22 protein-coding genes are annotated in these 23,781 nt (G+C 58.6%); 10 read left to right on the forward strand and 12 right to left on the reverse strand.

Features of this window, described 5'->3' with window-relative positions; translation table 11 throughout:
* Window positions 1-260: 260 nt before the first annotated feature.
* Genes ABLU87_RS28920 through ABLU87_RS28935 form a run of 4 tightly spaced genes read left to right on the forward strand, consistent with a single transcriptional unit; the run spans window position 261 to window position 3,324 of the window.
* A complete protein-coding gene (locus tag ABLU87_RS28920; RefSeq protein ID WP_004099328.1) occupies window positions 261-1,070 on the forward strand; it encodes an ABC transporter substrate-binding protein in 810 nt (269 codons plus the stop codon).
* 13 nt (window positions 1,071-1,083) lie between these two features.
* Window positions 1,084-1,902 carry an amino acid ABC transporter ATP-binding protein gene (locus ABLU87_RS28925; RefSeq protein WP_014837542.1) on the forward strand — a complete coding sequence of 273 codons (819 nt, stop codon included), beginning with the start codon at window positions 1,084-1,086 and terminating at the stop codon, window positions 1,900-1,902.
* On the forward strand, window positions 1,899-2,651 hold the full coding sequence (locus ABLU87_RS28930) for an amino acid ABC transporter permease (protein ID WP_014228108.1): 753 nt from the start codon (window positions 1,899-1,901) through the stop codon (window positions 2,649-2,651). Before ABLU87_RS28925 ends, ABLU87_RS28930 begins: the two co-directional genes overlap by 4 nt.
* Window positions 2,641-3,324 (forward strand): amino acid ABC transporter permease, encoded by a 684-nt coding sequence (locus tag ABLU87_RS28935; RefSeq protein WP_025107213.1) that lies wholly within the window; start codon window positions 2,641-2,643, stop codon window positions 3,322-3,324. Before ABLU87_RS28930 ends, ABLU87_RS28935 begins: the two co-directional genes overlap by 11 nt.
* Before the next feature lie 27 nt (window positions 3,325-3,351).
* Here ABLU87_RS28935 and ABLU87_RS28940 read toward each other — a convergent pair whose 3' ends face one another.
* The 6 genes from ABLU87_RS28940 to ABLU87_RS28965 form a co-directional block, all read right to left on the reverse strand.
* On the reverse strand, window positions 3,352-4,056 hold the full coding sequence (locus tag ABLU87_RS28940) for a fimbria/pilus periplasmic chaperone (RefSeq protein WP_014837540.1): 705 nt from the start codon (window positions 4,054-4,056) through the stop codon (window positions 3,352-3,354).
* Window positions 4,025-5,638 carry a hypothetical protein gene (locus ABLU87_RS28945; RefSeq protein WP_224293545.1) on the reverse strand — a complete coding sequence of 538 codons (1,614 nt, stop codon included), beginning with the start codon at window positions 5,636-5,638 and terminating at the stop codon, window positions 4,025-4,027. Before ABLU87_RS28945 ends, ABLU87_RS28940 begins: the two co-directional genes overlap by 32 nt.
* Before the next feature lie 19 nt (window positions 5,639-5,657).
* Entirely contained in the window at window positions 5,658-8,183 is a 2,526-nt protein-coding gene (locus tag ABLU87_RS28950) for a fimbrial biogenesis outer membrane usher protein (RefSeq protein WP_046877023.1), read from the reverse strand.
* 25 nt (window positions 8,184-8,208) lie between these two features.
* On the reverse strand, window positions 8,209-8,877 hold the full coding sequence (locus ABLU87_RS28955) for a hypothetical protein (RefSeq protein WP_014228103.1): 669 nt from the start codon (window positions 8,875-8,877) through the stop codon (window positions 8,209-8,211).
* A gap of 59 nt (window positions 8,878-8,936) precedes the next feature.
* Window positions 8,937-9,524: a common pilus major fimbrillin subunit EcpA gene (locus ABLU87_RS28960; RefSeq protein ID WP_004848092.1), complete on the reverse strand. Its 588-nt coding sequence runs from the start codon at window positions 9,522-9,524 to the stop codon at window positions 8,937-8,939.
* Window positions 9,525-9,677: 153 nt separating this feature from the next.
* Entirely contained in the window at window positions 9,678-10,220 is a 543-nt protein-coding gene (locus ABLU87_RS28965; RefSeq protein WP_014228101.1) for a helix-turn-helix transcriptional regulator, read from the reverse strand.
* A gap of 927 nt (window positions 10,221-11,147) precedes the next feature.
* On the opposite strand from ABLU87_RS28965, the gene phnC reads away from it, so the two are divergent.
* The 4 genes from phnC (at window position 11,148) to phnE (ABLU87_RS28985) (ending at window position 14,774) form a co-directional block, all read left to right on the forward strand.
* The gene (gene phnC / locus ABLU87_RS28970) at window positions 11,148-11,990 is read left to right on the forward strand and encodes a phosphonate ABC transporter ATP-binding protein (protein WP_064377648.1); all 843 of its coding nucleotides are present in this window, start codon (window positions 11,148-11,150) and stop codon (window positions 11,988-11,990) included.
* A 23-nt stretch (window positions 11,991-12,013) separates the two neighbouring features.
* The gene (gene phnD / locus ABLU87_RS28975; protein ID WP_029946925.1) at window positions 12,014-12,955 is read left to right on the forward strand and encodes a phosphonate ABC transporter substrate-binding protein; all 942 of its coding nucleotides are present in this window, start codon (window positions 12,014-12,016) and stop codon (window positions 12,953-12,955) included.
* Window positions 12,956-13,023: 68 nt separating this feature from the next.
* Entirely contained in the window at window positions 13,024-13,896 is an 873-nt protein-coding gene (gene phnE / locus ABLU87_RS28980; RefSeq protein ID WP_048261349.1) for a phosphonate ABC transporter, permease protein PhnE, read from the forward strand.
* The gene (phnE, locus tag ABLU87_RS28985) at window positions 13,893-14,774 is read left to right on the forward strand and encodes a phosphonate ABC transporter, permease protein PhnE (RefSeq protein ID WP_025107219.1); all 882 of its coding nucleotides are present in this window, start codon (window positions 13,893-13,895) and stop codon (window positions 14,772-14,774) included. The genes phnE (ABLU87_RS28980) and phnE (ABLU87_RS28985) overlap by 4 nt, the downstream gene beginning before the upstream one ends.
* A gap of 100 nt (window positions 14,775-14,874) precedes the next feature.
* Here the strand turns inward: phnE (ABLU87_RS28985) and ABLU87_RS28990 are convergent, their stop codons facing one another.
* The gene (locus tag ABLU87_RS28990) at window positions 14,875-15,537 is read right to left on the reverse strand and encodes an HAD family hydrolase (protein ID WP_064375781.1); all 663 of its coding nucleotides are present in this window, start codon (window positions 15,535-15,537) and stop codon (window positions 14,875-14,877) included.
* Between the two features lie 112 nt (window positions 15,538-15,649).
* Window positions 15,650-16,459, reverse strand: a complete 810-nt coding sequence (locus tag ABLU87_RS28995) for a sulfite exporter TauE/SafE family protein (protein ID WP_085522061.1) — start codon at window positions 16,457-16,459, stop codon at window positions 15,650-15,652.
* Between the two features lie 100 nt (window positions 16,460-16,559).
* Between ABLU87_RS28995 and ABLU87_RS29000 the strand changes: the two genes are divergently transcribed.
* Entirely contained in the window at window positions 16,560-17,357 is a 798-nt protein-coding gene (locus ABLU87_RS29000) for a helix-turn-helix transcriptional regulator (RefSeq protein WP_122117073.1), read from the forward strand.
* Window positions 17,358-17,364: 7 nt separating this feature from the next.
* On the opposite strand, the gene ABLU87_RS29005 is transcribed toward ABLU87_RS29000, so the two are convergent.
* The 3 genes from ABLU87_RS29005 to ABLU87_RS29015 are packed head-to-tail and all read right to left on the reverse strand — an operon-like array spanning window position 17,365 to window position 21,484.
* Complete coding sequence (locus ABLU87_RS29005; RefSeq protein WP_122117072.1) at window positions 17,365-19,152, reverse strand: aryl-sulfate sulfotransferase; 1,788 nt, start codon at window positions 19,150-19,152, stop codon at window positions 17,365-17,367.
* A gap of 23 nt (window positions 19,153-19,175) precedes the next feature.
* Window positions 19,176-19,919: an ABC transporter ATP-binding protein gene (locus ABLU87_RS29010; protein WP_014837530.1), complete on the reverse strand. Its 744-nt coding sequence runs from the start codon at window positions 19,917-19,919 to the stop codon at window positions 19,176-19,178.
* A complete protein-coding gene (locus ABLU87_RS29015; protein ID WP_122117071.1) occupies window positions 19,916-21,484 on the reverse strand; it encodes an ABC transporter permease in 1,569 nt (522 codons plus the stop codon). Before ABLU87_RS29015 ends, ABLU87_RS29010 begins: the two co-directional genes overlap by 4 nt.
* A gap of 222 nt (window positions 21,485-21,706) precedes the next feature.
* Here ABLU87_RS29015 and ABLU87_RS29020 point away from each other — a divergent pair, with 222 nt between their 5' ends.
* Window positions 21,707-22,774, forward strand: a complete 1,068-nt coding sequence (locus ABLU87_RS29020) for an ABC transporter substrate-binding protein (protein ID WP_122117070.1) — start codon at window positions 21,707-21,709, stop codon at window positions 22,772-22,774.
* Here the strand turns inward: ABLU87_RS29020 and ABLU87_RS29025 are convergent.
* Window positions 22,771-23,715, reverse strand: coding sequence for a LysR family transcriptional regulator (locus ABLU87_RS29025; protein ID WP_048261336.1), 945 nt, complete (start codon window positions 23,713-23,715; stop codon window positions 22,771-22,773). The two genes, ABLU87_RS29020 and ABLU87_RS29025, sit on opposite strands and share 4 nt — an antisense overlap.
* Between the last annotated feature and the right edge of the window lie 66 nt (window positions 23,716-23,781).

Genomic DNA, 23,781 nt, shown 5'->3' on the forward strand with positions numbered 1-23,781 from the left:
CCAGCCCTTGTCTTCCGACCTCCGGTTCGCCGATTTCAGCGGGCACCAGGGCATCGCTGCGAGTCTTGTGGTTTCAGAAAGATACCAATAGCTGACGGAATGTCTCCCCAGTTTGGTAGCGCAGAGCCGGGTAAACAATATCCACAACTTTGTTAAGTTCTTTTTCGTTATAGATAAGAACTTTTTCTTCTTTGCCGCCGACGGGCGATTTGTGGGAGCGTGATAAACACAAAACAAAACAGGGATTCAGGGGAATAACAATGCGCATTGCAAAAACAAAAATCGCGCTGGCGCTGGGCATGCTGGTGCTCGCCGCGCAGGCTCAGGCCGATCAATTAGCCGATATCAAAGCCGCCGGCGTGGTCAAAGTCGCCACCTTCGACGCCAACCCGCCGTTCGGCTCGGTAGACCCGAAAACGCATAAAATCGTCGGCTACGACGTGGACTTCGCCGAAGCGCTGGCAAAATCGCTCGGCGTCAAGCTGGAGCTGGTCGCCACCAACCCGGCCAACCGCATTCCGCTGCTGCAATCCGGTAAGGCCGACCTGATCGTCGCCGATATTACCATCACCCCGGAACGCGCCCAGGTGATTGATTTCTCAACGCCTTACTTCGTGACCGGCCAGCAGTTCCTCGTTCCGGCAAAATCACCGGATAAGCTCGATGATTACAGCAAAGCGCGCATCGGCGCGGTAAAAGGCACCACCGGGGAGCAGGCGCTGCATCAGCGTTTCCCGCAGTCGCGCGTGCTCTCTTATGACGATATTCCGCTGGCGCTGACCGCCCTACGCAACGGCAACGTGCAGGCCATCACCCAGGACAGCACCATCCTCGCTGGACTGCTGGCGGAAGCGCCGGACAAGGCGAACTTCAAAATCATCCCCGACCTGCTGAGCAAAGAAGAGATTGGCGTCGGCGTGAAGAAAGGCGAACCGGCCCTGCTGAAAGCGGTCAATGACGAGCTGGTCAAGCTGGAGAAATCCGGTGAAGCGGCCAAAATTTACGACGTCTGGTTTGGCCCGAGCACCAAAACCCCGCAGCCGCGCGCCTTTACTATCGAAGCGAAATAAGCAGAGAAAGATGATGTTATCGGCTCTATTTTCACGCTCCGCGGCATCGTCCGCGGATTTTTCGCATCTGCAGCGCGCCAGCATTGAGTTTCGCGATGTCGCCAAAAGCTACGGCGACCATCGGGTGCTGAACGGCGTAAATTTACAGGTTGAACCCGGCGAAGTAGTGGCGATCCTCGGCCCTTCGGGATCGGGCAAATCAACCCTGATCCGCCTGATTAATCAGCTGGAATCCCTTAGCGGCGGCGAGATTCTGATCGACGGCAAACCAACGCGCCAGCTTACCGGCAGCGCCCTGCGCCAGCTGCGCAGCCGGGTCGGCTTCGTTTTTCAGCAGTTTAATCTCTACGCCCACCTGACGGCGCAGGAGAATATTACCCTCGCGCTGGAACGCGTTCACGGCTGGAGCAAAAGCGCCGCCCGCGAGCGCTCGCTGGCGCTGCTCAGCCAGGTTGGCCTGGCGGATAAAGCCCGGCAGATGCCTGCCCAGCTCTCGGGCGGTCAGCAGCAGCGGGTGGCGATCGCCCGCGCCCTCGCCTCCTCGCCGCAAATCATTCTGTTCGATGAACCCACGTCGGCGCTGGACCCGGAGATGATCGGCGAAGTGCTGCAGGTCATGAAAACCCTCGCCCACAGCGGGATCACCATGGTGGTGGTGACCCACGAGATGCAGTTCGCCCGCGAGATTGCCGATCGGGTGGTGTTTATCGACGGCGGCGATATTCTCGAAGTCGCGCCGCCGGCCGAGTTTTTCGCCCGGCCGCAGCACGCCCGCACCCGCCGTTTCCTGCAGAAGGTGCTCGATCCGCTGCACCAGGAGAGTGAGGCGTGATCCCACATCTCGACTGGCATGGCGTGCTGAGCGGGCAGCCGCTGCAGTGGATCATCTCCGGTTTTCTCACCACCGTCTGGGTCAGCGTCGCGGGGATGATTCTGGCGACCGTGCTGGCCGTCCTGCTGCTGGCGCTGCGTCTCGGGGGCGGAAGGCCCGGCCGCTGGCTGGTGGCGGCCTGGGTTTCACTGTTCCGCAATACGCCGCTGCTGGTCCAGCTGCTGTTCTGGTATTTTGCCGCCTGGAATCTGCTGCCGCTGGGGGCGCGAGATTTTATCAACGACGACCACAGCTGGTCGATTCTGCCGGGCAACGTCTGGTGGCTGACGCCGGAGTTTCTCTGCTCAATGTGGGGACTCGGGGTCTTTACTTCGGCGTTTCTGATCGAAGAGATCGCCTCCGGGCTGCGCGCCGTTAGCCACGGCCAGCGGGAAGCGGCGCTGTCGCAGGGGTTTACGCCGTGGCAGGAGCTGCGCCACATTCTGCTGCCGCAGGGGCTGGCTAACGCCTGGCAGCCGATTATCGGCCAGTATCTGAACCTGATGAAGCTCTCCTCGCTGGCGAGCGGTATCGGCTTCGCCGAACTGACCTATCAGGTACGGCAAATCGAGAGCTACAACGCGCATGCGCTGGAGGCGTTTGCCGTCGGCACCGCGCTGTATCTGGCGCTTGGAGTGCTCATGGGCGTGGCGCTGACGCGTCTCGGTCCGGGAAGGGATCAGCAAAGGAGAGCCGGCTATGAACGCTAACCTGGCGGTTATCGTTGATAACCTCGATTATCTGCTGTGGGGACGGCTGGCGGACGGTATTCCCGGCGGCGTGGTGCTGACGCTGCTGATGGCAGTCGGCGCCGCCGCGCTGGCGCTGCCGGGGGGCGTGCTGCTGGCGGCCATCGCCTGGCGCTACGACGGGATCGTGCGGCGGTTGCTCTTCCTGTGGGCGGAGATTATTCGCGGCATCCCGCTGATCTTCGTCATTTTCTGGCTGTGGTATCTGCTCCCCATGCTCACCGGCAGCGACCTGCCGGGCGCGGTCACCGTCACGGTGGCGCTGGCGTGGTTTACCGCCGCGTCGGTGATGCACTCGGTGCTGGCGGGCCTGCAATCGCTGCCCCGCGGGCAGTACGAAGCGGCGCTGACCCAGGGTTTTGCCCCCGGACAGACGCTGCGCCTTATTCTGCTGCCGCAGGCTCTGCGCAACGTTCAGCCCTCGCTGGTAGGGATATTTATCGGGCTGCTCAAAGACACGTCGCTGGCGTTTATCGTCAACGTGCCGGAACTGACCACCGTCGCCGGGCAGGTCAATAATCGGGTGCAGATTTACCCGCTGGCGATATTTGTCTTTACCGGCGCGGTTTATTATCTGCTGTGCTGCGGCCTGAGCCTGCTGGCGAACCGCCGCTATGCCGGGCGTACGGTTTAGCGACGAAGCGCGAAAAAAGCTGCCCGGTTAGTTCACCGGGCAGTCTTTGGTCATTTTTATAAATTTATCGTTATAGATGATGTAATGGTTCCCCGGTTGGCGCAGCGAGGCCTGGCGAACAACGTCCCCGGGCCGTAAATACCATGCATCCCCTTCCTCTTCCGTCGTATCGCACCCGGGCTTGATCAGCAGCTTAAACCAGGTATTCCCGGTATTGCTGACGGTGCCCGCCGCCCGATCGTAGGCCCACTTGAACCGTACCTCGCGCGGGCGCACAACCAGAATCGTGTCCATCACCACCACCGGATCCATACTCACCTCGGTACCGCTTTTATTGCGCATCACGTAATTGCGGGTGGGTATTTCACGAAAGGAGACCCGGTAATAGCGCTCACGGTCATCTTTCGGGCCGTGGTAGTAAAACTTAAAATACTCGCTCTCCCCCGCCTGCAGGGTAAGCTGACGCGGGGCAAACAGCAGCTCGCCGTCCGCCGGGCGAGAACGCACCTCTTTGCCGCCGGGGCGGTCGATAGCGACAATAGAAACCCGATACAGTCGGGCGCTTTTATTGTTATTAATCACCCGTTTAGACGCGAAGTTATCTTCCGCCGCCAGCGAGAAGGTTAAATTACCCACCGAGATGGCCTGCGCCGCGGTCGCGAAGCCGAGCGACAGCAGGCAGATAAGCATCCGCAGCAAATTAGTTAATGTTACGCCACGTCGCCTGAACATGAATTTCTCCTGAAGCACTCACTTCACCAAACCAGCCGTTATCTTCCACCGTGCGCAGCGATATCGGGTTATCCATCGGAATGGAAAACGTCACCGTCGTTTTGTCCATCTGACCGACGTCGCCGGAAATATCCGTCCACGGCGTGGTTAACCACAGGGCGTCGGTCATATCGCGCCAGGTATCATCGCATCCGGCATCGTAGGTTTTGATGGTCCCGGTCTGGGTGGTAAACGCCAGCGTCGCCGGGAACGGTACTCTCGACGTGCCGTCGGGTGAACTAAAAATACAGTATGAACGTCCGCCGATCGCCTGCGTTGGCCCGGTCACTTTAATGAGCACTTCATCGGCGGCGGTTTTGCCGCTGGTGGTGACAATATAGCCAAAGTCCAGCGACGGCTCGCCGCTGCCCACGTAGCCTTCGCGCGTCGGCGCCGAAATGTACTCATCGGAAATAATGCTGATGCTGAAGTCGCGCGGTTTAATAATCAGGGTGTTGGAGGTCGAAAACTCGTACCAGCCTGACTCCGGCGAGGTGGTGTTATAGAAACGGAAATTAAACAGGTCTTTGGTGTTCACGTCGCTGATGCCCAGCGTGACCATCTGCTTAAAAAAGTTGCTCGAGAAAAATACGTAAACCGAGTCAGATGATTTCATCTCATTAAACGTATAGTACTGGGAGATGCCGCTCACCGGCTTCCATGAATTCCCATCCAGGCTGAACTGCATATCATAACTTCCGACCGCGGAAGCCAGCGCCGAGTTGCTGATTGCCGGAAAAATATGAATTGAGGTATTACTCAGGCCATTGTGCTGCAAATTATAGTTCACCATTTTGCAGCTCAGACCGGAACGGGAGCCGATAGTCTGGGTGCGACAGTCGGCGTTCCCCTCGCCCAGCGTCGGGACCCCGTCGCTGTTGATAAAGACTTCCGCCAGCGCATGGGTGTTAATCAGCTTCAGGTTTGCCGCTTTAGTATGGGTGACTTTGCGCACGTACCAGTAACCTGAAGCCTGATCTTTACAGCGCGCGCCGCTGCTGGCGTCGTAGCTCACCGACGTCATGCAGGAGTTGATGGTCATCGAGAAGCTGCTGCCCACCGACATCTGCTGCAGATACTGGTAGAAAGCGTCGGACATCATGCCGTGCATCCACTTTTGTCCGCCGGGGGTCACCGTCGCGCCGTAGAAGCCGCTGGCATCGCTGGTTTGCGGCAGAATCAGGCTGGTGGCCATATCGCAGCCCGCATACCAGTTGATACAGCGCAGCCCCTGTAACGGATGAGATGCGGGAGAGTTATCCAGCCACATATCGAAGAACCAGTTGGCGTACAGACCGGTGTTATAGCCATTGTCGATATAGCCCAGGCTCTGCTGATAAATGGTGCCCGAGCCGTTATATTTCAGCCCGGTCCAGCGGTTAGCCCCGGTCATTCGCGGGTCCAGCGCGCCGCCCGGGGTGACAAAGAAGTTATCGTCCGAGTTGTTTTCCACGAAAACAAACTGCATAGTCGCCGCATCCGGCCAGGTGGTTTTGGTGACCGCGGCGTTGACCCGCGTCACGCACAGCGCCGCCGTGAACATCACTAAACATGCCAGCCATTTAGCTTTCATTACCTTCTCCTGTCTGCTGCGTGCGGGCATAGGTGGAGAGGCCGCTACAGACCACATCGCCCACCCACACCGCGCCGCGCGCCTGGCTCAGCTCCAGCGCCACTTCGCAGCTCTGGTTTTTACCGTAACTGAAATCGATGGTGGGATATTTTTTATCCACGTCCATCACAAACTCACCGTTCTCATCGGTGCGGGTACGACCGATATGGTTATTAATCCGCGCGTTAGCCAGCAGCGTGCCGTCTTCCGCGCGGATACGCCCGGAGACCGTCACCATCTGCTTCACTTCCGGCTCAATCACCGCCACGTTGCCCGGATAAAGGGTCAACTGGCTCTTACGCCCGGTCACGATATCGTAGCTATCGAGCGAGTTTTTACTGTTCTGCAGCTCCACTTCATAACGGCTGTACGGCGACAGCGGCAGGTAATTACGGTTGCCGGAGAGCTGCACAATACGGCCGTTAACCTTGGCGCTGAGCTTGCCGTCATCCTCAAGGCCGGTTTTGAAAATCACGCCGGCGTTGCCGTCGGTGCGGCCGCTGGCGGCGATATTTTTCCCCTGCCAGCCCACGCTGCCGTTGGCGGTCAGGTTGGTGTTCACATAGCCATCCACGCCGCTGTTCACATTCAGCGTGCCGGTGGAGTAGCGGGTATCAAACTGAGCATACGCGCCGCCGCTGAGGGTTTTGTCATCGCCGGTATCGCCGGAAATGGCGCGCGAAACGTTCGCGCCGATGGTGCGAATACTGCCTTCATCAAACTGTTTACGCGCCGACAGGTTGGCCATGGTGTAACCGTTCTGGTGCGTCATCCCGGCGCTGAACCAGTTGCCGAGCGGCAGCGAGAAATCGAGCGCAATATATTTCCCGGTGCTGGCGCTGCTGTCGCCGTTATTAAAGCGCTGTACGCCCGCGCGCAGGCCCAGCGATCCCCATGAGCCGGTGTAAAGCGTCTGGTAGTAATCCGCCGTGTAGTAATGGCTGTTATAGCGGCGGTCGTCGTTATAGCTGATGCTGAAGGTACCCAGCTTTGACCAGAGTGAATTGAGGTTCAGCGTCCCGCCGATGGCCCGGTTGTCGGCATTACTGCGCCGTATCCGGTCGCCAATCTGCGTTTTTTCCTGGTTGACCCACACCGAACTAAAGCCGCCGGGCAGCGTGGCGCTGATGCTGCCGATGCTGCTCCAGGAGCTGTCGCTGGCCAGCATATTCTGCAGGTTCACGTTAATGGACTCGGCGATCGGCAGGGTCAGGCGCGTCTCGGCGACGGCGTTGTTATCATAGCCGTAGCCGGTGGCCGCCCAGCTTAAGGTGCTGAACGACCCGGAGGCCGAGGCCCCCGCCAGCCAGCTATCTTTTGCCGGAAGCGTTTTTTTACCGCTTTCGGACCAGCGATCCATATGGAAGCTGCCGCCCCAGAATTGCCAGGCCAGCGGCGCGCCGGCGCCGCGTCCGCGGCTGAATAATTTATTGACCCGCTGGGTGCGTTTGCTGACCACCCGGCCGTTCACAATCACTTCAACATCGACATCATAAATCCCGTACGGCAGGCCGCGGGTGTCGACCTCATGGTTACCCATGGCAAAGTTCTGTACGCTCATCAGGCGTCCGTCGCGGGTCAGATGGACTTCCCCGGCGGCGGGTAAAAAGGCGACCACCGGCGTAGCCGACTGGGTGTTATCGAACACCGTCGAACTGGCCTGGTTGCCCCAGGAAGCGCCGTAGATCTTCCCTGCCGAAACGGCGGTCATCGGGCCAAGGGACTGTAAATTCCAGGTATCCAGCATCCCGCCCGCAAAGCGGTGACCGGCAAAGTCGCGTTCATACATCGCTTTATAGACGTCGCTGTCCTGATTGCCGGAGCCAATACCGTAAAGCGAGCCGTCCAGTACCACGTGGTGCTCGCGCAGCGCGGTAACGTTGTTCAGCGACAGATAGCTGGAGGTATTATTGCCGCCGTTGCGCATCTGGTTGTTATAGACCCCGAGGTTATAGTTCAGGGTGCTGCTAAGGGTGTTGACGCTGGACTGACCGATATCTTCGCTGCGCGAGCGCAGCACCGTACCCAGCGCCTCTTTTTTTACCACCAGCTGCAGAAGCAGCTGGCGCAGGCTGAGCTGTAGCCGGGCGTCATCCGTCAGGCTAATGTTAAGATCTTTGCTGAAAGCTTCATTGGCCAGCGCGGTCAGCTGTTTGCGGGTCTGCTCGCTGACGGTGGCGTTATTATCGTTTTCTTCCAGCTGAATCTGCCGAACGCGCAGAACGCCATTATCCAGCCAGATAAAGGCATTGCCGATCCGCTGATCGTCCTGGGTACCGGTGCTGCCTTCAAGATGAATAAACAGTGGGATGCTCATTCCGTCCTGCAGCGCCTGGCTGAAGGCCTGAGGGATAATCACGCCGCCGATTTGCTGTACTTTGTCGGTGGCGGCAGTGACGCTAAACGGAACCAGCAAAATGACCATGCCGGAGGCAAGGAGTGTTTTTAATCCTGGAGCGTTCCCTGGTAGAGCCATAATGTTGATCCGTCAGAAGAAATGTCTATTTCACGGGAACAAACTGCTCGCCCTGCCAGAGCGCGACCCGTCCTTTTTTATCCGCCACATTCACGCGCGTGAAGCGCCGTTCTTTTCCCGGCATCAGGAAATAATTTTCCTTGCACTCTTTACCGTCAGCCGGCTTCAGACACGGGCCGTAGGCAAGAATGCGCAACGTCGCGTTACCGGTATTGACCAGCGTGCCGTTGGCGTACTGATAGCGGAAATTGGCTTTTCTTGGCGCGACCACCAGGATGGTGCCGATCCGCGCCGAGGCCGTCGCTACCGCGCTGCGGGTCGAGCCATTGCGCTGGGCATCGCTGAGCGCCTGATCGAACCAGACAATGCGGTAATAGCGTTCTTTATCGTCCGCCGGGCCTTTGTAGAAAAAGCGGATCACGTCGCTGGCCTTCGCGGGCAGCAGCAGACTGGCGGGGGTCAGTAAAATCTCGTCCTGCTTATCCATCGGGATCACCTTGCCACCGTCCAGCGGCGAAGAGAGGCGTTCCATATGGATGTTAATTAAGCGACCGCTGTCGGTCGTGTTCTTGATCTCTTTGCTCAGCGTGCTGCTGCCGCTGTTCATAAATGAAGAGATATCGCCCACATCCAGCGCCAGGGCTGGCGTCATTGTGCTGAGCAACAGGCCGATGGCCAGAATGTGTTTTTTCATATGAATTCAATCCGTGAAATAAGGCAGGGGGAGCCCCCCTGCCTGGTGCTACGAGAGGATCAGCTGGTCCAGGTCGCGTCGAACTGTACGCTGACGTCGCCGCTCCAGATACCTTCCGGCAGCGTGCTGTAGTCAGTAACGGCAGTGGTGCCATCGGTGGTGCCGCTGATGATGGAGAACGTGAAGCCGTCCTGAGCGGTGGTGCGACCGGCGACGTTATAGCCGTTAGACAGCGCGCTGAGGTTGCCGCCCAGGGTGCCCGCCGCGGTGTCGATCATGGTGGTGTCAGCCGTTTTTTCGACCGCTGCGCCGTTGTAGTCAACGCCCACGCTCAGGGTGGAACCAGAGGTATCCAGCTGAGTCAGGGTATTGGTGATCAGACGAGAGGTCAGCTTGAATGCGGTCGCGGTGGCGTCACCTTCGATAGCCACATCAAACAGGCCTTTCTGTGAGTTAAAGCCTTTAACCCCTTCGGCATACTGGAAAGCCAGGCTGCCCAGCGGAGTCACCACCAGCTTGCTGGTAGTGTCTTTTTTGGCGGTTGCGGACCAGGTAGCGACTGCCTGAGCAGTAACGTCAGCTGCCTGAGCGACACCCATACCGGCAAACGCGGTTACCAGAGCAATTGCAAGAACCTTTTTTTTCATAGCTTTTTCATCCTGAGTTTATTAAGGGACCTGATGTCCCACGTCTGTGTGCATTCCCGCCATAGTTCAGGCCGCATCATTATTATCTGCGACGCAAATTATTTTGGGTGTTACGACCTGGTGCACAATTTTAAAAACAACGTTTATTACTAATTACAGCGCTAACTTATATATCTTTGAATACAGTTTGGCCTCGGCATTTCGCCGATGGGTATAAACCGTTTTCACACTACAATTTTCAATCTTGGCAATAGATTTCGGGTGCATTCCCTGTGCCGTCATCCGAATTATTTGCATTTCCCTGTTGGTAATTTTGTCTTTCTTTATATCTTTACGTAGAAAACGGCCGTTGATAACGTATGCCAGCTCCTGACGAATATCCTTGGCTAAGTCCACATAGACCACGCCACGAATAGCACCATTGTAATACCAGTAGTTGGCCAGCGCTTCCGAGCGCCTCGCGGCAATTAATACAATTTGCTTGCCTTTCATTTCAGCCAGCCACTCGCTATCGCGGCGGATAAAATAATTCAGCGAACTGGCGCTAAGATTAATAAATACAAACTCCCGGCGTACCTTTTCAAGCGACAGGTAAATCAGGTCATCAATATCAATAATTAGCTCAGCGAGTCCTTTTAAAAAATAGCTGTCATGCGCTGGCCAGATGCACTGGTCCAAAGAATATTTATAATCCATATAAAGTTAAACCCCATAGTCCTGGAAATCTTGAACGTATCACAACACTGCTGATAGCCCAGGCCTGCAAAGTCTAAGTCAGCAAATTCCCTCTTTAATATATTCAATCAAAATTCAAAATAGTATTGCTAGAGATAAAGAGCACTAAATGACTTGCTTGTTTCTTGTGTTACCAAATTTAGGATTTTTCTCCATGTGTGTCAATAAGTGCGCAAAGGGCTAATTACCGACCAGGTCAATTTAAGTCAGAAGAATAAAAATAAGGATATTGAGTTAAACACAAAAATCATTGGTTTTCATACGGTTATTGGTGGGATATGCGTAGATTCTTAAGTGAATATTATATGTTCCAGGATCTTAGCCATTAGTTGTTAAGACTATTCTTAACCTCACTTTTATTTAAAAAAGCGAAAAAACCGAATAAATTCAAAAAATAAGAACATAAAACCAATAAACAACACAAAATCAGTGGTTAATTTCATTAATTAGCGTAAATAATGGAATTACACGCCGCACAAAAGGGATAGTCACCGACTAAAAATTTTCCGCCGCGAATCGTAATCCAGTACCTGAAGATTATCTACTCGGTTAAACCGACTCAGATATAAGAATTGCACGAGCGTCCAGAGTCGTCCCGTTGTACCCGCGGCGATAGCATTCCCCGGCTAATGTCGCATAAAACGCGTCATCTTTATCAGATGAAATACGTATCATTATTAATCTCATGCGCTATCGCGTATTAAAGGTAGGCAGAGTATTCTCAGATGCCCGATTGCTGATGCAAAAGTGTGATCTATGACGAACTTTTTTTCCAACAAATAGGCCAGCTTTCGCATCCGTTCACTATTTGTTCGCCTTACTGTCATCCGGCAGTCATATAAAACACCATTAATAGTGCCCAGTTTACTGACGAACCTGGACGCATTTATGAACAGTTCCCTGGCTGCGGTGGCAGAAACCGATTATCAACCGTTTACGCCGCCCTTTATCGACCGGCAGCGTAAGGTCCTGAGCGTACGCAACCTGAGCAAATCCTACAGCGCGCAGCAAACCGTACTGGACAGCATCAGTTTCGATCTTCATGCGGGCGAGCTGGTTGGCGTCATTGGCCGCTCCGGTGCCGGAAAGTCAACGCTTCTGCACGTACTGAACGGTACCCACAGCGCCAGCGGCGGCGAGATCCTCAGCTATCCGGAAGTGGGTACGCCGCAGGACGTATCAAAGCTGTCGGGCCGCGCGCTAAACGCCTGGCGCAGCCAGTGCGGCATGATCTTTCAGGATTTCTGCCTGGTGCCGCGTCTCGACGTTTTGACCAACGTGCTGCTGGGTCGCCTGAGCCAGACCTCCACCCTGAAATCATTATTCAAAGTTTTCCCCGACGCGGACCGCGCCCGCGCCATCTCCCTGCTGGAATGGATGAATATGCTGCCGCATGCGCTACAGCGGGCGGAAAACCTCTCCGGCGGGCAGATGCAGCGCGTGGCGATTTGCCGGGCGCTGATGCAAAACCCGGGTATTTTGCTGGCCGATGAACCGGTCGCTTCTCTCGACCCGAAAAATACGCAGCGGATTATGAATGTCCTTCGCGAAATTAGCGAACAGGGTATCAGCGTGATGGTAAACCTGCATTCGGTGGAGCTGGTGCGTGAATATTGCACGCGGGTCATCGGCGTAGCCAAGGGCAAGATTATTTTTGACGATCATCCCACGCAGCTGAATCAGGATATTCTGCACCGGCTGTACGGCGATGAAATTAGCCAATTGCATTAAATTTCACTCACACGGGCAAAATAATGAAAAAGTACATCACTGGCGCAGTTCGTTTATCCGCAGCGGTTGCAGGCATTATGATGGCGTGGCAGGCAGGCGCTGCTGAACAGCCGAAGGAATTAAATCTGGGCATCCTTGGCGGTCAGAACGCAACCCAACAAATTGGTGATAACCAGTGCGTTAAACAGTTTCTTGATAAGGAGCTGAAGGTCGATACAAAATTACGTAACTCTTCCGACTATTCCGGCGTGATTCAGGGATTGCTGGGCGGAAAAGTTGACGTGGTCTTAAGTATGTCGCCGTCATCATACGCTTCCGTTTATATTAACAACCCTAAAGCCGTCGATATTGTCGGGATTGCCGTTGATGATAAAGATCAGTCCCGCGGCTATCACTCGGTGGTGATTGTCAAAGCCGACAGTCCGTATAAAAAGTTAGAAGATCTGAAAGGCAAAGCGTTTGGCTTCGCCGATCCGGACTCCACTTCCGGCTTTTTAATTCCCAACCACGCCTTTAAACAGCAGTTCGGCGGCACCTCGGATAATAAATATAATAACTTCTTCTCCAGCGTGACCTTCTCCGGCGGCCACGAGCAGGATATTCTGGGCGTGCTGAACGGTCAGTTTGCCGGCGCGGTGACCTGGACCTCGATGGTGGGTGATTATAATAGCGGCTACAGCGTCGGCGCCTTCAACCGACTGATTCGCATGGATCACCCGGATTTGATGAAGCAAATCCGCATTATATGGCAATCGCCGCTGATCCCGAACGGCCCAATCCTGGTCAGCAATTCCCTGCCTGCTGACTTTAAGGCCAAAGTCGTCACCGCGATTAAAAAGCTGGATACCGACGATCACGCCTGCTTTATCAAAGCGATGGGCGGCACGCAGCATATCGGCCCGGGCAGCGTAGCCGATTTCCAGCAGATCATTGATATGAAACGCGAACTGGTTACCGCGCGTTAATCCCGCCCTGACGCCGTCGCCCGGCCAGTCTCGCGGGCGGCGGCGACTCGTTGAAGACACAGCGACGCATGAATAATACCCATACCGAATTCGAACGCTATTACCAGCAGGTCCGCTCGCGGCAAAAGCGCGACACCTTTAGCTGGTCCCTGCTGCTGCTGGCGCTCTATTTTGCCGCCGGCAGTATGGCCGAGTTTAATCTCTTTACTATCTGGCACTCGCTGCCCAATTTTCTCGATTACATGTTTGAGACGCTGCCGACGCTGCACGTCTCCGACCTGTTTGCCGATTCGCACACTAAAGGCTCTCTGGCTTACTGGGGCTATCGTCTGCCCATTCAGCTGCCGCTTATCTGGGAAACGCTGCAGCTGGCGCTGGCGTCCACGCTGGTGGCGGTGGCGATTGCCACCCTGCTGGCGTTCGTTGCGGCCAACAACGCATGGTCCCCTGCCCCGCTGCGTTTTGCCGTCCGCGTGCTGGTGGCTTTTCTGCGCACCATGCCGGAGCTGGCGTGGGCGGTGATCTTCGTGATGGCTTTTGGTATCGGGGCGATCCCCGGCTTTCTGGCATTAATGCTCCACACCATCGGCAGCCTGACCAAGCTGTTCTATGAAGCGGTGGAGAGCGCCCAGGATAAACCGGTACGCGGCCTGGCCGCCTGCGGCGCGTCGCATCTGCAGCGTATCCGCTTTGCCCTGTGGCCGCAGGTGAAACCCATCTTTCTCTCCTACGGCTTTATGCGCCTCGAAATTAACTTCCGCTCCTCAACGATCCTCGGGCTGGTGGGCGCGGGCGGCATCGGCCAGGAGCTGATGACCAATATCAAACTGGACCGGTACGATCAGGTCAGCATCACGCTGCTGTTGATTATTATCGTGGTATCGCTGCTGGATATGCTATCCGGCCGCCTGCGGCAGTGGGTTCTGGAGGGGAAAAAATGAGTCAGTGGCAAAATCAACCGGATATCGCCGCCAGCCGTCGCCAGCATCGGCATTTATACCAGGCCCAGGGGCGCTATCTGCGCTACGTCGGCCTGCTTGCGCTGGCCAGCGCCCTCTACTATGTCTGGTTCTTTATGCAGTTCGGCATCAGCGGCGAGCAGCTCGCCACGGGGCTGCAGCAAATCAGCCGCTATCTGCTACGGATGTTCGTTTGGCACGACTTTTTCAACTGGCCGTTTCGCTATTACTTCACGCAAATCGCCATTACCCTGGCGATTGTTTTCGCCGGGACGCTTACCGCGACGGTCATCGCCCTGCTGCTCTCGTTTCTGGCGGCGCGGAATATTATGCGCGGCGTGATTCCGGGAACGATCGCCCTGCTGATGCGCCGGTTGTTCGACGTGCTGCGCGGTATCGATATGGCTATCTGGGGGCTGATTTTTGTCCGCGCCGTGGGGCTCGGGCCGCTGGCCGGGGTGCTGGCGATAATTATGCAGGATACCGGGCTGCTGGGCCGTCTGTACGCAGAGGGACACGAGGCGGTTGACCGCTCGCCGGGACGCGGCCTGACGGCGGTGGGGGCGAACGGTTTGCAGAAGCACCGTTTCAGCATTTTTACCCAGTCTTTCCCGACGTTCCTGGCGCTGAGCCTGTATCAGATTGAATCGAATACCCGTTCCGCCGCGGTGCTCGGCTTTGTCGGCGCGGGAGGCATTGGCCTGATTTATGCGGAAAATATGCGTCTGTGGAACTGGGACGTAGTGATGTTTATTACCCTGCTGCTGGTAGCGGTGGTGATGGCGATGGATACGCTGTCCGCCTGGCTGCGCCGCCGCTATATCGGCGGCAGCGCGGTGCCGCTGTTTAAAGCTGATTAGTTTTTCCCGGGAGGCGGTGCTGCGCACCTGTCCGGGGCTACCCAAACGGCACGAAAAAGTAGCCCGGGTAAGGCGTTTACGCCGCGACCCGGGGGAAAAATCACAGCCGCCACGCCAGCACCGGCCACTGGTGCTGCGCGTTCGCCGCCGCCAGCTGCGGGCACGGATTGACCAGCCGTACGCGATCGGCATGCAGGCACAGCGGCAGGTCGTTGATCGAGTCGGTGTAGAAGGTCACTTCCCCCGAGTATTCAGGATGCGCCTGTTGCCACTGCGCCAGGCGCACCACCTTCCCCTGCTGATAGCTCGGCGTACCGGCAATCACGCCGCTATAGCCGCCGTCGGTCATCTCAACGTCAATCCCCAGCGCCTGTTCGATACCCAGCTGCGCCGCCACCGCCTGCACCAGCAGGCTGACCGAGGCCGAGATCACCAGCATCTGCTCGCCTTTAGCCTGTAAAGTCCGAATCAGATCCCACGCCTGGGGATACACGCGCGGCATAATCTCGTCGCGCACGCAGCGCGCCAGCAGCGCGTCCACCTCCCGCTTTGCGACGCCAATCAGCGGCGCCTGAATCAGAGCCACATAATCGGCGATATTCATTTCGCCGCGGTCGTAGTCGTCCATCAGCATCGCTTCCCGTGCCAGGTAATCGGGATCGTTTACCCAGCCTTCGCGCACCATAAAGCGGCTCCACAGCGTACTGCTGTCGCCCTTAATTAACGTATTATCCAGATCGAAAATGGTCAGCGTTTTACCCATCGTTTATTTTCCTTTATCGGCCACGGCGTCTGGCGAGAGCATGCGCAAGAAAAATGACAGCAGAATGACCCGGGCAAAACGCTCGGATGGATGCGCAGCGCCGCGTCCCTCATTATCCCCACACGCTCATCACCAGCAGTACGGCAATCAGCAATAGCGGATAAATTCGCACATGCCAGCGGTCCGGTAAACGCGCCAGCCAGCGGGAGGCGATTTTTAATCCCAGCCAGCTTCCCGCCACCAGCTGCGCCGCCGCCGACAGCCAGATATTGCCGACAAACCCATTCGGTAACGCCACCGGCGAGAGCCAGGCCATCAACAGCCAGGTTAGCGTCGCCGTTGCCGCCAGCGGCAGCGTCAATACGTTGGCCATCCCTGCAGCTTCAGCCATCAGCACGCCGCGACGGCGCATCAGAGGGACGGTCATCACGCTTCCACCCACGCCGAGAAAAGAGGCGATCAGGCCAATGATCCCCCCTACCGTTAGCTCATGCGGCACCGTCGGCACCACCCGGCGGGATGGCGGGGTCATAAATCCGGCGCGAAGGTAGCAATCGGCAACGGTTGCCAGCAGATAGATAACGAACAGCCAGCGGATCCACGCCCCGCTCGCCTCAAGCGCCAGCAGCGCGCCCGCCGTTCCGCCAACGGCAATGCCGGTGAGCATGGCCCATAAGCGGCGCCAGCGGAGGGTACCGGTACGCGCGTGTCGCCAGCTCGCCAGCAGCGCGGAGCAAAGCATGACCAGCGCCGAGGTGGCGACGGCGATGTGCATCGCCTGTTGCCCGACGACGCTTTGCGCGCCCCACGCGCCGGTCACCAGGAAATAGAGCAGCGGGACGGTAACGAAACCGCCGCCGAAGCCAAAGAGCCAGGTGGTCACGCCCGATAGTATGCCGCACAGAAAAAGCCAGTCGCTCATTCGCACTCCTCCACAAAGGGAGGTAACGATATAGAATAACGCCGTGGCCGGCTTACGCTTTAAAGCCAATCTATTACGAATTTCAGCCAGGGCTATCTTCATGCGCAACGTTGCGATTAATGACGTCGACCATCTTCCTCGCCGGGTGCTGGCGCTGGGCAGCGACTATCCGCCCAACACGCTTCTGGAGCGACATAGCCACCGCCGGGCGCAGTTTCTGTACGCTATGCACGGATTAATGAAGGTCGAAACGGACGACGGCCAGTGGCTGGTGCCGCCGTTCAGCGGGGTCTGGATCCCGGCGACGAAACCGCATCGCGTCTGGATGCCCGGCGTCAGCACCCACAGCCTGTATATTGACGCGCGGGACGCCCCGCGGGAAAGCGAACGCTGCGAAGTCTTACAGGTTTCTCCGCTGACCCATCAGCTGCTGCTGGCCGCCTGTCAGCTACCGCTGCTGTACGACGAGAGCGGGCGCGATGCCGCCCTGATTGCGCTGCTGCTCCATGAACTGCGCGCCGCCGCGCCGCTGCCGATGTTTACGCCGCTTCCGCAGAACAGCCACCTCGCGGCGCTATGCGGCGATTTTCAGCGCCAGCCGAGCATCCGCAATACGCCGCAGCAGTGGGCGCAAAAACTGAGTAAAAGCGTACGCACGTTTAATCGTCTGTTTCGCCGGGAGACCGGGATGGCGTTTTGCGACTGGCGCCAGCAGGCATGCCTGATGTACGCCATGACGGCGCTGCGCGAGGGGCGTTCGGTTACCGAAGTCGCGCTCAGTCTGGGCTATGAGTATCCGGCCGCCTTTACCGCGATGTTCCGCAAAGCGATGGGCTATTCGCCGTTGGCGTTTATCCGCCAGATAAACGGCGGACCGGCACACGCCAGCCCGCCGTAGTCGCGGATTACCCGGCTGCGCGATGCAGCCAGTCGAGCAGCGTGTCCACCGAGAGCTGCGCAGGCGCGCGCGATGCTGGCTGCCCCGGTTTAATCAGCAGCAGCGTCGGCAGGCCGCGCACGCCGAGGTCGCTCGCCAGATCCTGATGCCGGTCGGCATCCAGATAGCGCGTATCCAGCTGAGCAAGCCGCGGGCTGAGCTTTTCATGCGCCAGCAGCTGCCAGAGCTTGCGGCAGTGCACGCAGCGTTCCGCGCCGACGAACAGCAGAACCGGCCGTTCGCTCTCCAGCTCGCCCGCCGCGCTTATCGGCGTGAACGCGCTTTCCGCGACGCGGAACAGCTTCGGACTGCGGCGCAGGGTATCGTTATCGGTTGCCACGCACAGCGCATCGGCGCTTTTACTGTACGGCTGTACGCCCACCACCCGCACCACGCTCTGCGCCGGACCGGCCGCCGCCGCGCCGGGCTGGCGCAGGGTTCGTACATCGATCGCCGCAATCGGCGTCTCCTGCGGCTGCGCCAGCTGCGGGATCCAGCCGTAGGGAATGCGGTAGGCGCGATAGACCATATTGTTGTTCAGGGTCTTGCCCCAGAACGGCGAAATATATTCCCAGACAATTTCGTGGTCGCGGGTCACTTCAAAAATGCGCCCGTTAGATCCTTCGTTAATCAGGGTATTGCCGTTTTCCAGGCGCTGCATATTGCTGATGTAGGGGCTGTAAAAGCGGTACGAATCGGTTGGCTGCGGCAGATCCGCTTCATAGGGCGAGTAGCGCCATTCGATATCGAGGGTCAGCGGGTTGATCTCCAGGATCCGTGAATAATCGCGCCAGGCGTTTTTCACCCCGTCCGCCGACGCCGGATTCGGCGCGCCGTATCCGGCCCAGCCGCCGTTATCGAAAATCAGGATATTACCCGCGCCCGGCAGCCCCTGCGGGATCATATGCGCATGGTGCTGGCCGATGATCCAGCCGATGTGCTTCAGCTCCGGTTTGCTGTAGTCCGGGCCCAGCTGCCAGACGATCTTGCCGCTCTGTTTGTCGATAATGGCAATAATGTTGGATTCGCGGGCGTCCCAGATAATGTTGTCGGGATGAAAACGCGTATCGCCGGCGTCGTACCACTTATTCGGCCCCAGCGCCGACATCGAGTTGATATGCATCCAGTCGCCCATTCCGCCGCCGCTGGCGCGCATATTCGGGTTGTTGTAGAGCGCGGTGCGCGCCGCATCGTCGAAGCCCAGCTCGTGAAAATGGTCGCTGCAGCGCCACTCCCACACCACGTTACCCTGCCAGTCGACTTCAATAATGGTGTCGTCCAGCAGCAGCTTGTCGGAGATCGCTTCATTCACCAGATTGGTGTGGGCGAGGATCAGGGTATTGCCGCCATCCACCTGCGGCTCCAGCCCCGGCGCGTAATAGCCCACCGGGTTGCCCGCCCGCTGATAGTCATGATGCGCGCGCGCCATCCAGCGCGTGGCGTTGCCGGGATCGCTCACCTGCTCGTAGCGGTCGAATTTCCAGGTGACGTTGCCCTCCCAGTCCACCTGGATCAGATCGAGCATATCCTGCATGCCGTAGCGCGGATCGCGCTCGCCGCTGTGGCCAAGGATTGCGCCGCCGGGCAGGATTTTATTGGGAAACCCGTGCAGTTCAGGCCATTCGCGCACCACGCGGCCGTTCATGTCCACCAGCACCGCGCCGTGTTCGGTGGCCTGGAAAAGGGTATAGCCGCTCCAGGCGCGCTGCGGATCGTAGAGGGTGGCGCCGGTCGGGTAGACGGAAGGATGTCCCATATGTTGCTCCTTAAATAATAGAATCAGGCAGAAGTAATCAGGTTGCGAATCTGGCGGCAGGCGGCGGTAAACGCGGCATCATCGCGCTGGCGCGGATGGGGCAGCGCCAGGCTTACCACTTCCCGTATCCGCCCCGGACGCGGCGAAAGCACGACGACGCGATCGGCCAGGGCGACGGCTTCTTCCACATCGTGCGTCACCAGCAGGGTGGTGGTTCCCGCGCGCTGGTGGATCTGTAAAAGTTCCTGCTGCAGGGTGTGGCGCGTCAGGGCATCCAGCGCGCCGAAAGGCTCGTCAAGCATCAGGATCTGCGGACGGGCCACCAGGCCGCGGGCAATGGCCACCCGCTGGGCCATGCCGCCGGAGAGCTGCGCGGGCAGCGCGTTGACGAATTCGCTGAGCTGCACGCGCTCCAGCATTTCCAGCGCCCGCTGGCGCTTCGCCGCCCGGCTGAGCTTTTCATCCGCCAGGCCGAGCATCACGTTGTCGAGCACGTTAAGCCAGGGAAACAGGCGCGGCTCCTGAAACACAATGCCGCGCTCTTTGCCCACGCCGGTGACCGGCTCGCCGTTAATGCAAATATCGCCCTGGGTCGCTGATTCAAGGCCTACCAGCATCCGCAGCAGCGTCGATTTACCGCAGCCGCTGCTGCCCACCAGCGCCACCAGTTCACCGGCGGCAATATCCAGGCTGAAATTCTGTAGCGCCGTCACCTGTTGCCAGGATTTACGCACGTGGCGAAAAGAGACCAGGGTTGAAGAGGTCATAGCTGCTCCTGTTGACGCCAGCGGGTGGCGCGCATTTCCAGTAAACGTCCGGCTTTATCCAGCGCCGCGCCGGTGATACCGACCAGCACCATGCCGCAGAGAATGGTGGGCATATCCAGCAGCTGCTGGGCATTGATCATCAGGCTGCCGATGCCGACGCCGGAGGACATGAAATATTCCGCGCCGATATTGCCAAGCCAGGCGTAAATCAGCGCCAGCCGCAGACCGGCGAAGATCCCCGGCGCCGCGCCGGGAAGAATAACCCTGCGCAGGCGCGCTAACTCGCCCAGGCGCAGTACCCTGGCGACTTCGTCGAGCTGCGGGTTGCGCTGAAGCACGGCCTGCAGGGTGCTGAAGAACATCGGAAAGAACGACGCCAGCGCGATAAAAACGATTTTGCCGCCGTTATCGTTGCCCACCCATGCGGTCAGCAGCGGCAGCCAGGCAAACAGGGCGATATGGCGCAGCACGTTGAGCGTGGGCGTGAAGATTTGCCCGGCGCGCGGGCGCAGCGCCAGCAGCAGTCCGCAGAGCAGGCCCCCCGCAATCCCCAGCGCGCCGCCGACAAAGGCTCGCCCGAGGCTTGCCAGCATCGCCGCAGTCAGCTCCCCGCTCAGGGCGCCCTGAATAAAACGCGTCGCCACCGCCAGCGGCGAAGAGAACAGCGCGCCATCGATCCAGCCCCACGAGCTTGCCAGCTGCCACAGCGCCAGCAGGACCAGCGGCAGCTGCAGCGCCCGCCAGCTGGCCTGCGGTTTCCACGCCAGGCGTCCGGCGGCAAGCTGCGGCCAGAACACCAGACGGGCACAGGCGCGGTTCGCCGCCCACTCCATCAGCATGCCGCTCAGGCCAACCACCGCAATGGTGACGAAGACGATATCCAGCTGAAACAGCTGGCGGCCCCAGACCATCAGGTAGCCAATACCTTCTGAAGAGGCCAGCAGTTCGACGACGATAAGCGACACCCAGGCCTGCGATAGCGCCAGACGCAGGCCGGTAAACCAGCCCGGCAGGCTTGCGGGGATCACCAGCCAGCGCAGCCGCTGCCAGCGGGAAAAGTTCATCACCTTTGCGGCTTCGCTCAGGGTCAGCGGCACGCCGGCCACCGCCTGCTGCGTGTTAATGGTCATCGGCACTACGGTGGTTTTGATGATAACCGCCAGCTTGAGGCCGTTATCAATCCCGAACAGCACCATAAACAGCGGGATCCAGCCGAGCGTCGGGATTTGCGCCAGCGCGTAGAACAGCGGTTCCACCCGCTGCGCGGCGGCCGGCACCAGGCCGAACAGCGCGCCGAGCAGCGTCCCAGCAATGGCGCCCAGCAGCAGGCCAAGCGCCAGATGCTGAAGGCTGAATCCCCACTGCGCCAGCAGATCCCCGCTCAGCAGCGATAGCGCGGTATCGGCAACCACCCACGGCGCGGGCAAAATTTGCTCCGGCATCCATCGTTCGCGGGCGGCGATGTACCACAGCAGCAGCAGTAACGCAGGCAGCAGCCACGGCCAGCCGTTAAGCCTGAAGCCCGGCCTGCCTGGGGCATCGGTTCTTAAGATCATCTGCGACATATCGGTCCACTTTTCGGCAAGTTATGCCGCTATCAAAACGTGACTTCTCCTTCGCCGCCATTGCGTAAGGCGAATAATCCCGATGCATCGAATGCATTTCAGCCTGCCGGGCGCGCGGCGTTTGATTTAGCTTTTTTTCACCCAAGCTTGGCGAATAAAAGCATTTAACACGCAGCCCGTTGGCTCTTTAGGGTGAGAAAAAACTCAAGGGAGCAACACGTTATGATGAAAGCATTTTTTAGCCGCACCGTGCTGGCGCTGGTGGCGGTTATCGGCCTGGCGGCCAGCGCGCAGGCCGAAGCGCTGCGTACCATTCGCATCGGCGTGCCGGACCAAAGCGCGGGCAGCAAGCCGTTTATTGAGGGGCCGGTCGGCATGGCGTTTATCCGCCATCAGCTGGAAGAGGCGTTTAAACCGCAGGGTGTGGAAGTGCAGTGGCAGTTTTTCAAAGGCGCGGGCCCGGCGGTAAATGAAGCCTTAGCCAACCGCCAGCTGGATTTTGTCTACCTCGGCGATCTGGCGGCGATCATCGGTAAAGCCAACGGGCTGCCGACGCGCCTGCTGCTGGGCAGCCGGGGTTCGGAATCTTACCTCGCGGTGACCAAAGCTTCCGGGATTAAAACGCTGGCCGATCTGAAAGGCAAACGGGTGGCGGTTTATCGCGGCACGGCGGACCAGCTGGCCTTTGACCGGGCGCTGCAAACCGTCGGCCTCAACGAGCGCAGCCTGCAGGTGATCAACCTCGACTGGAACGCCGGCAAAGCGGCGCTGGCGGCCGGTCGCGTCGATGCGGTGTGGGGCGGCGTTTCGCTGCTGGCGCTACGCGGCGATAAGATTGATGTGGTCGTCAAAAGCGGTGACTCCGGCCGCCAGAACACCACTCAGGCCGGGTTCCTCGGCACGCAGACGTTTATAGACGCCTGGCCGCAGGCGACCCAGCAGATCGTTAACGTGCTGGTGAAGAACGCCGCGGAAATCAGCGACCCGGCCAATCGCGACGCCTGGTCCGCCGAGATGGCGCAGCAGAGCCAGATCCCGCAGGCGCTGTTTCTCGAAGAGCTGCAGCCGCAGGATCTGAACTTTACCACCTCGCCGCGTATCGATCCGTTCCTGACCGACAGCTTTAGCAATAGCGTCGAACAGGCTAAATCCGGGCGGCTAATCCGCAGCGCTTTTGACGTCAGCCAGTGGGTAGACGGCCAGTTTGTCGAGCAGGCGCTGAAAGCCCAGGGGCTGGAAAACCGCTGGCCGCAGTACGATGCCAAAGGCCAGGCGAAAAACGCCGGTTAACCCCTCTCCTCCTGCGCCAGCAGCTGAAGCTGATGCTGACGATCGGTATGAAGGATAATCTCAATCAGCTTCTCCACCAGCGGCGGCTGGGCCGCGTGAACCGGAGAGATAATGGCAAACCGGGTCTGCATCAGCCGCCACTCCTCAGGCAGATCGCTGAGCTCCAGCTTAACCAGACGATGGCTGTGCTGGCATAGCGCGAAGCCATCCTCGCTGGCGAAGCTAATCGCGTTGGTCTGCGCGAGGGTGGCAAGCAGCGCGTAGATATGATCGCACTGAATCGCCGGGGTAAAGTCCTGCTGCTGGCTGAGGGTCGCCAGCACCTTGCGCACGCCCGGCGGCAGATAGGGGGCGGCAAAGGGGTAGCGCAGCATCGCCTGGATAGAGACCGGCCCCTGTTTGGCCAGCGGATGATCGGCATGGCAGACGAAAAAGCAGCGCTGCGGGCTGAGCGGCTGCACGCGCAGCTGCGGGTCGAGCTCGGCCTGCCAGCTGTCGGCGACCACAAAAGGGTAGAGCTGAGAGGTCAGCGCCTGATGCAGCGCCAGCCAGTTATCAATCTGAAAGCGCACCCTCGCCTGCGGCAAAAGGCGATGAAACTCGCCGACGGCGGCCGGAATCAGCCTTGCGGCAGGGGCCGGGCCGCAGCCAAAAGCGACCTCGCCGTTTTGCGCATCGTCCGCTTCGCGCAGCTGGCTGCTGAGCTCCACGTTCAGCTCCTGAAAGCGGCGGGCGTAGGGCAGCAGCTTTTGCCCGTGCAGGGTGAGCGTCGGTAGCTTGCTCTGGCGATCGAATAACGGATGACCGACGCTCTGCTCCAGCGCCTGAATGCTGCGGCTGAACGCCGACTGCGACAGGCACACCGCCTCCGCCGCGCGATTAAAACTGCCGTATTCAACTAACGCGACAAAGTTGCGCAGTTGGCGAAAATCCAGATGCATTAGCCCGCCCCACTCTCTCTTTTAGTCTACAAAAGTACTGGAGGGCAGCCTGGCGGCGCAATGGCG

Source organism: Klebsiella sp. CB_Kp196 (assembly GCF_040061575.1).
In the GTDB taxonomy this organism is placed as follows: domain Bacteria; phylum Pseudomonadota; class Gammaproteobacteria; order Enterobacterales; family Enterobacteriaceae; genus Klebsiella; species Klebsiella michiganensis.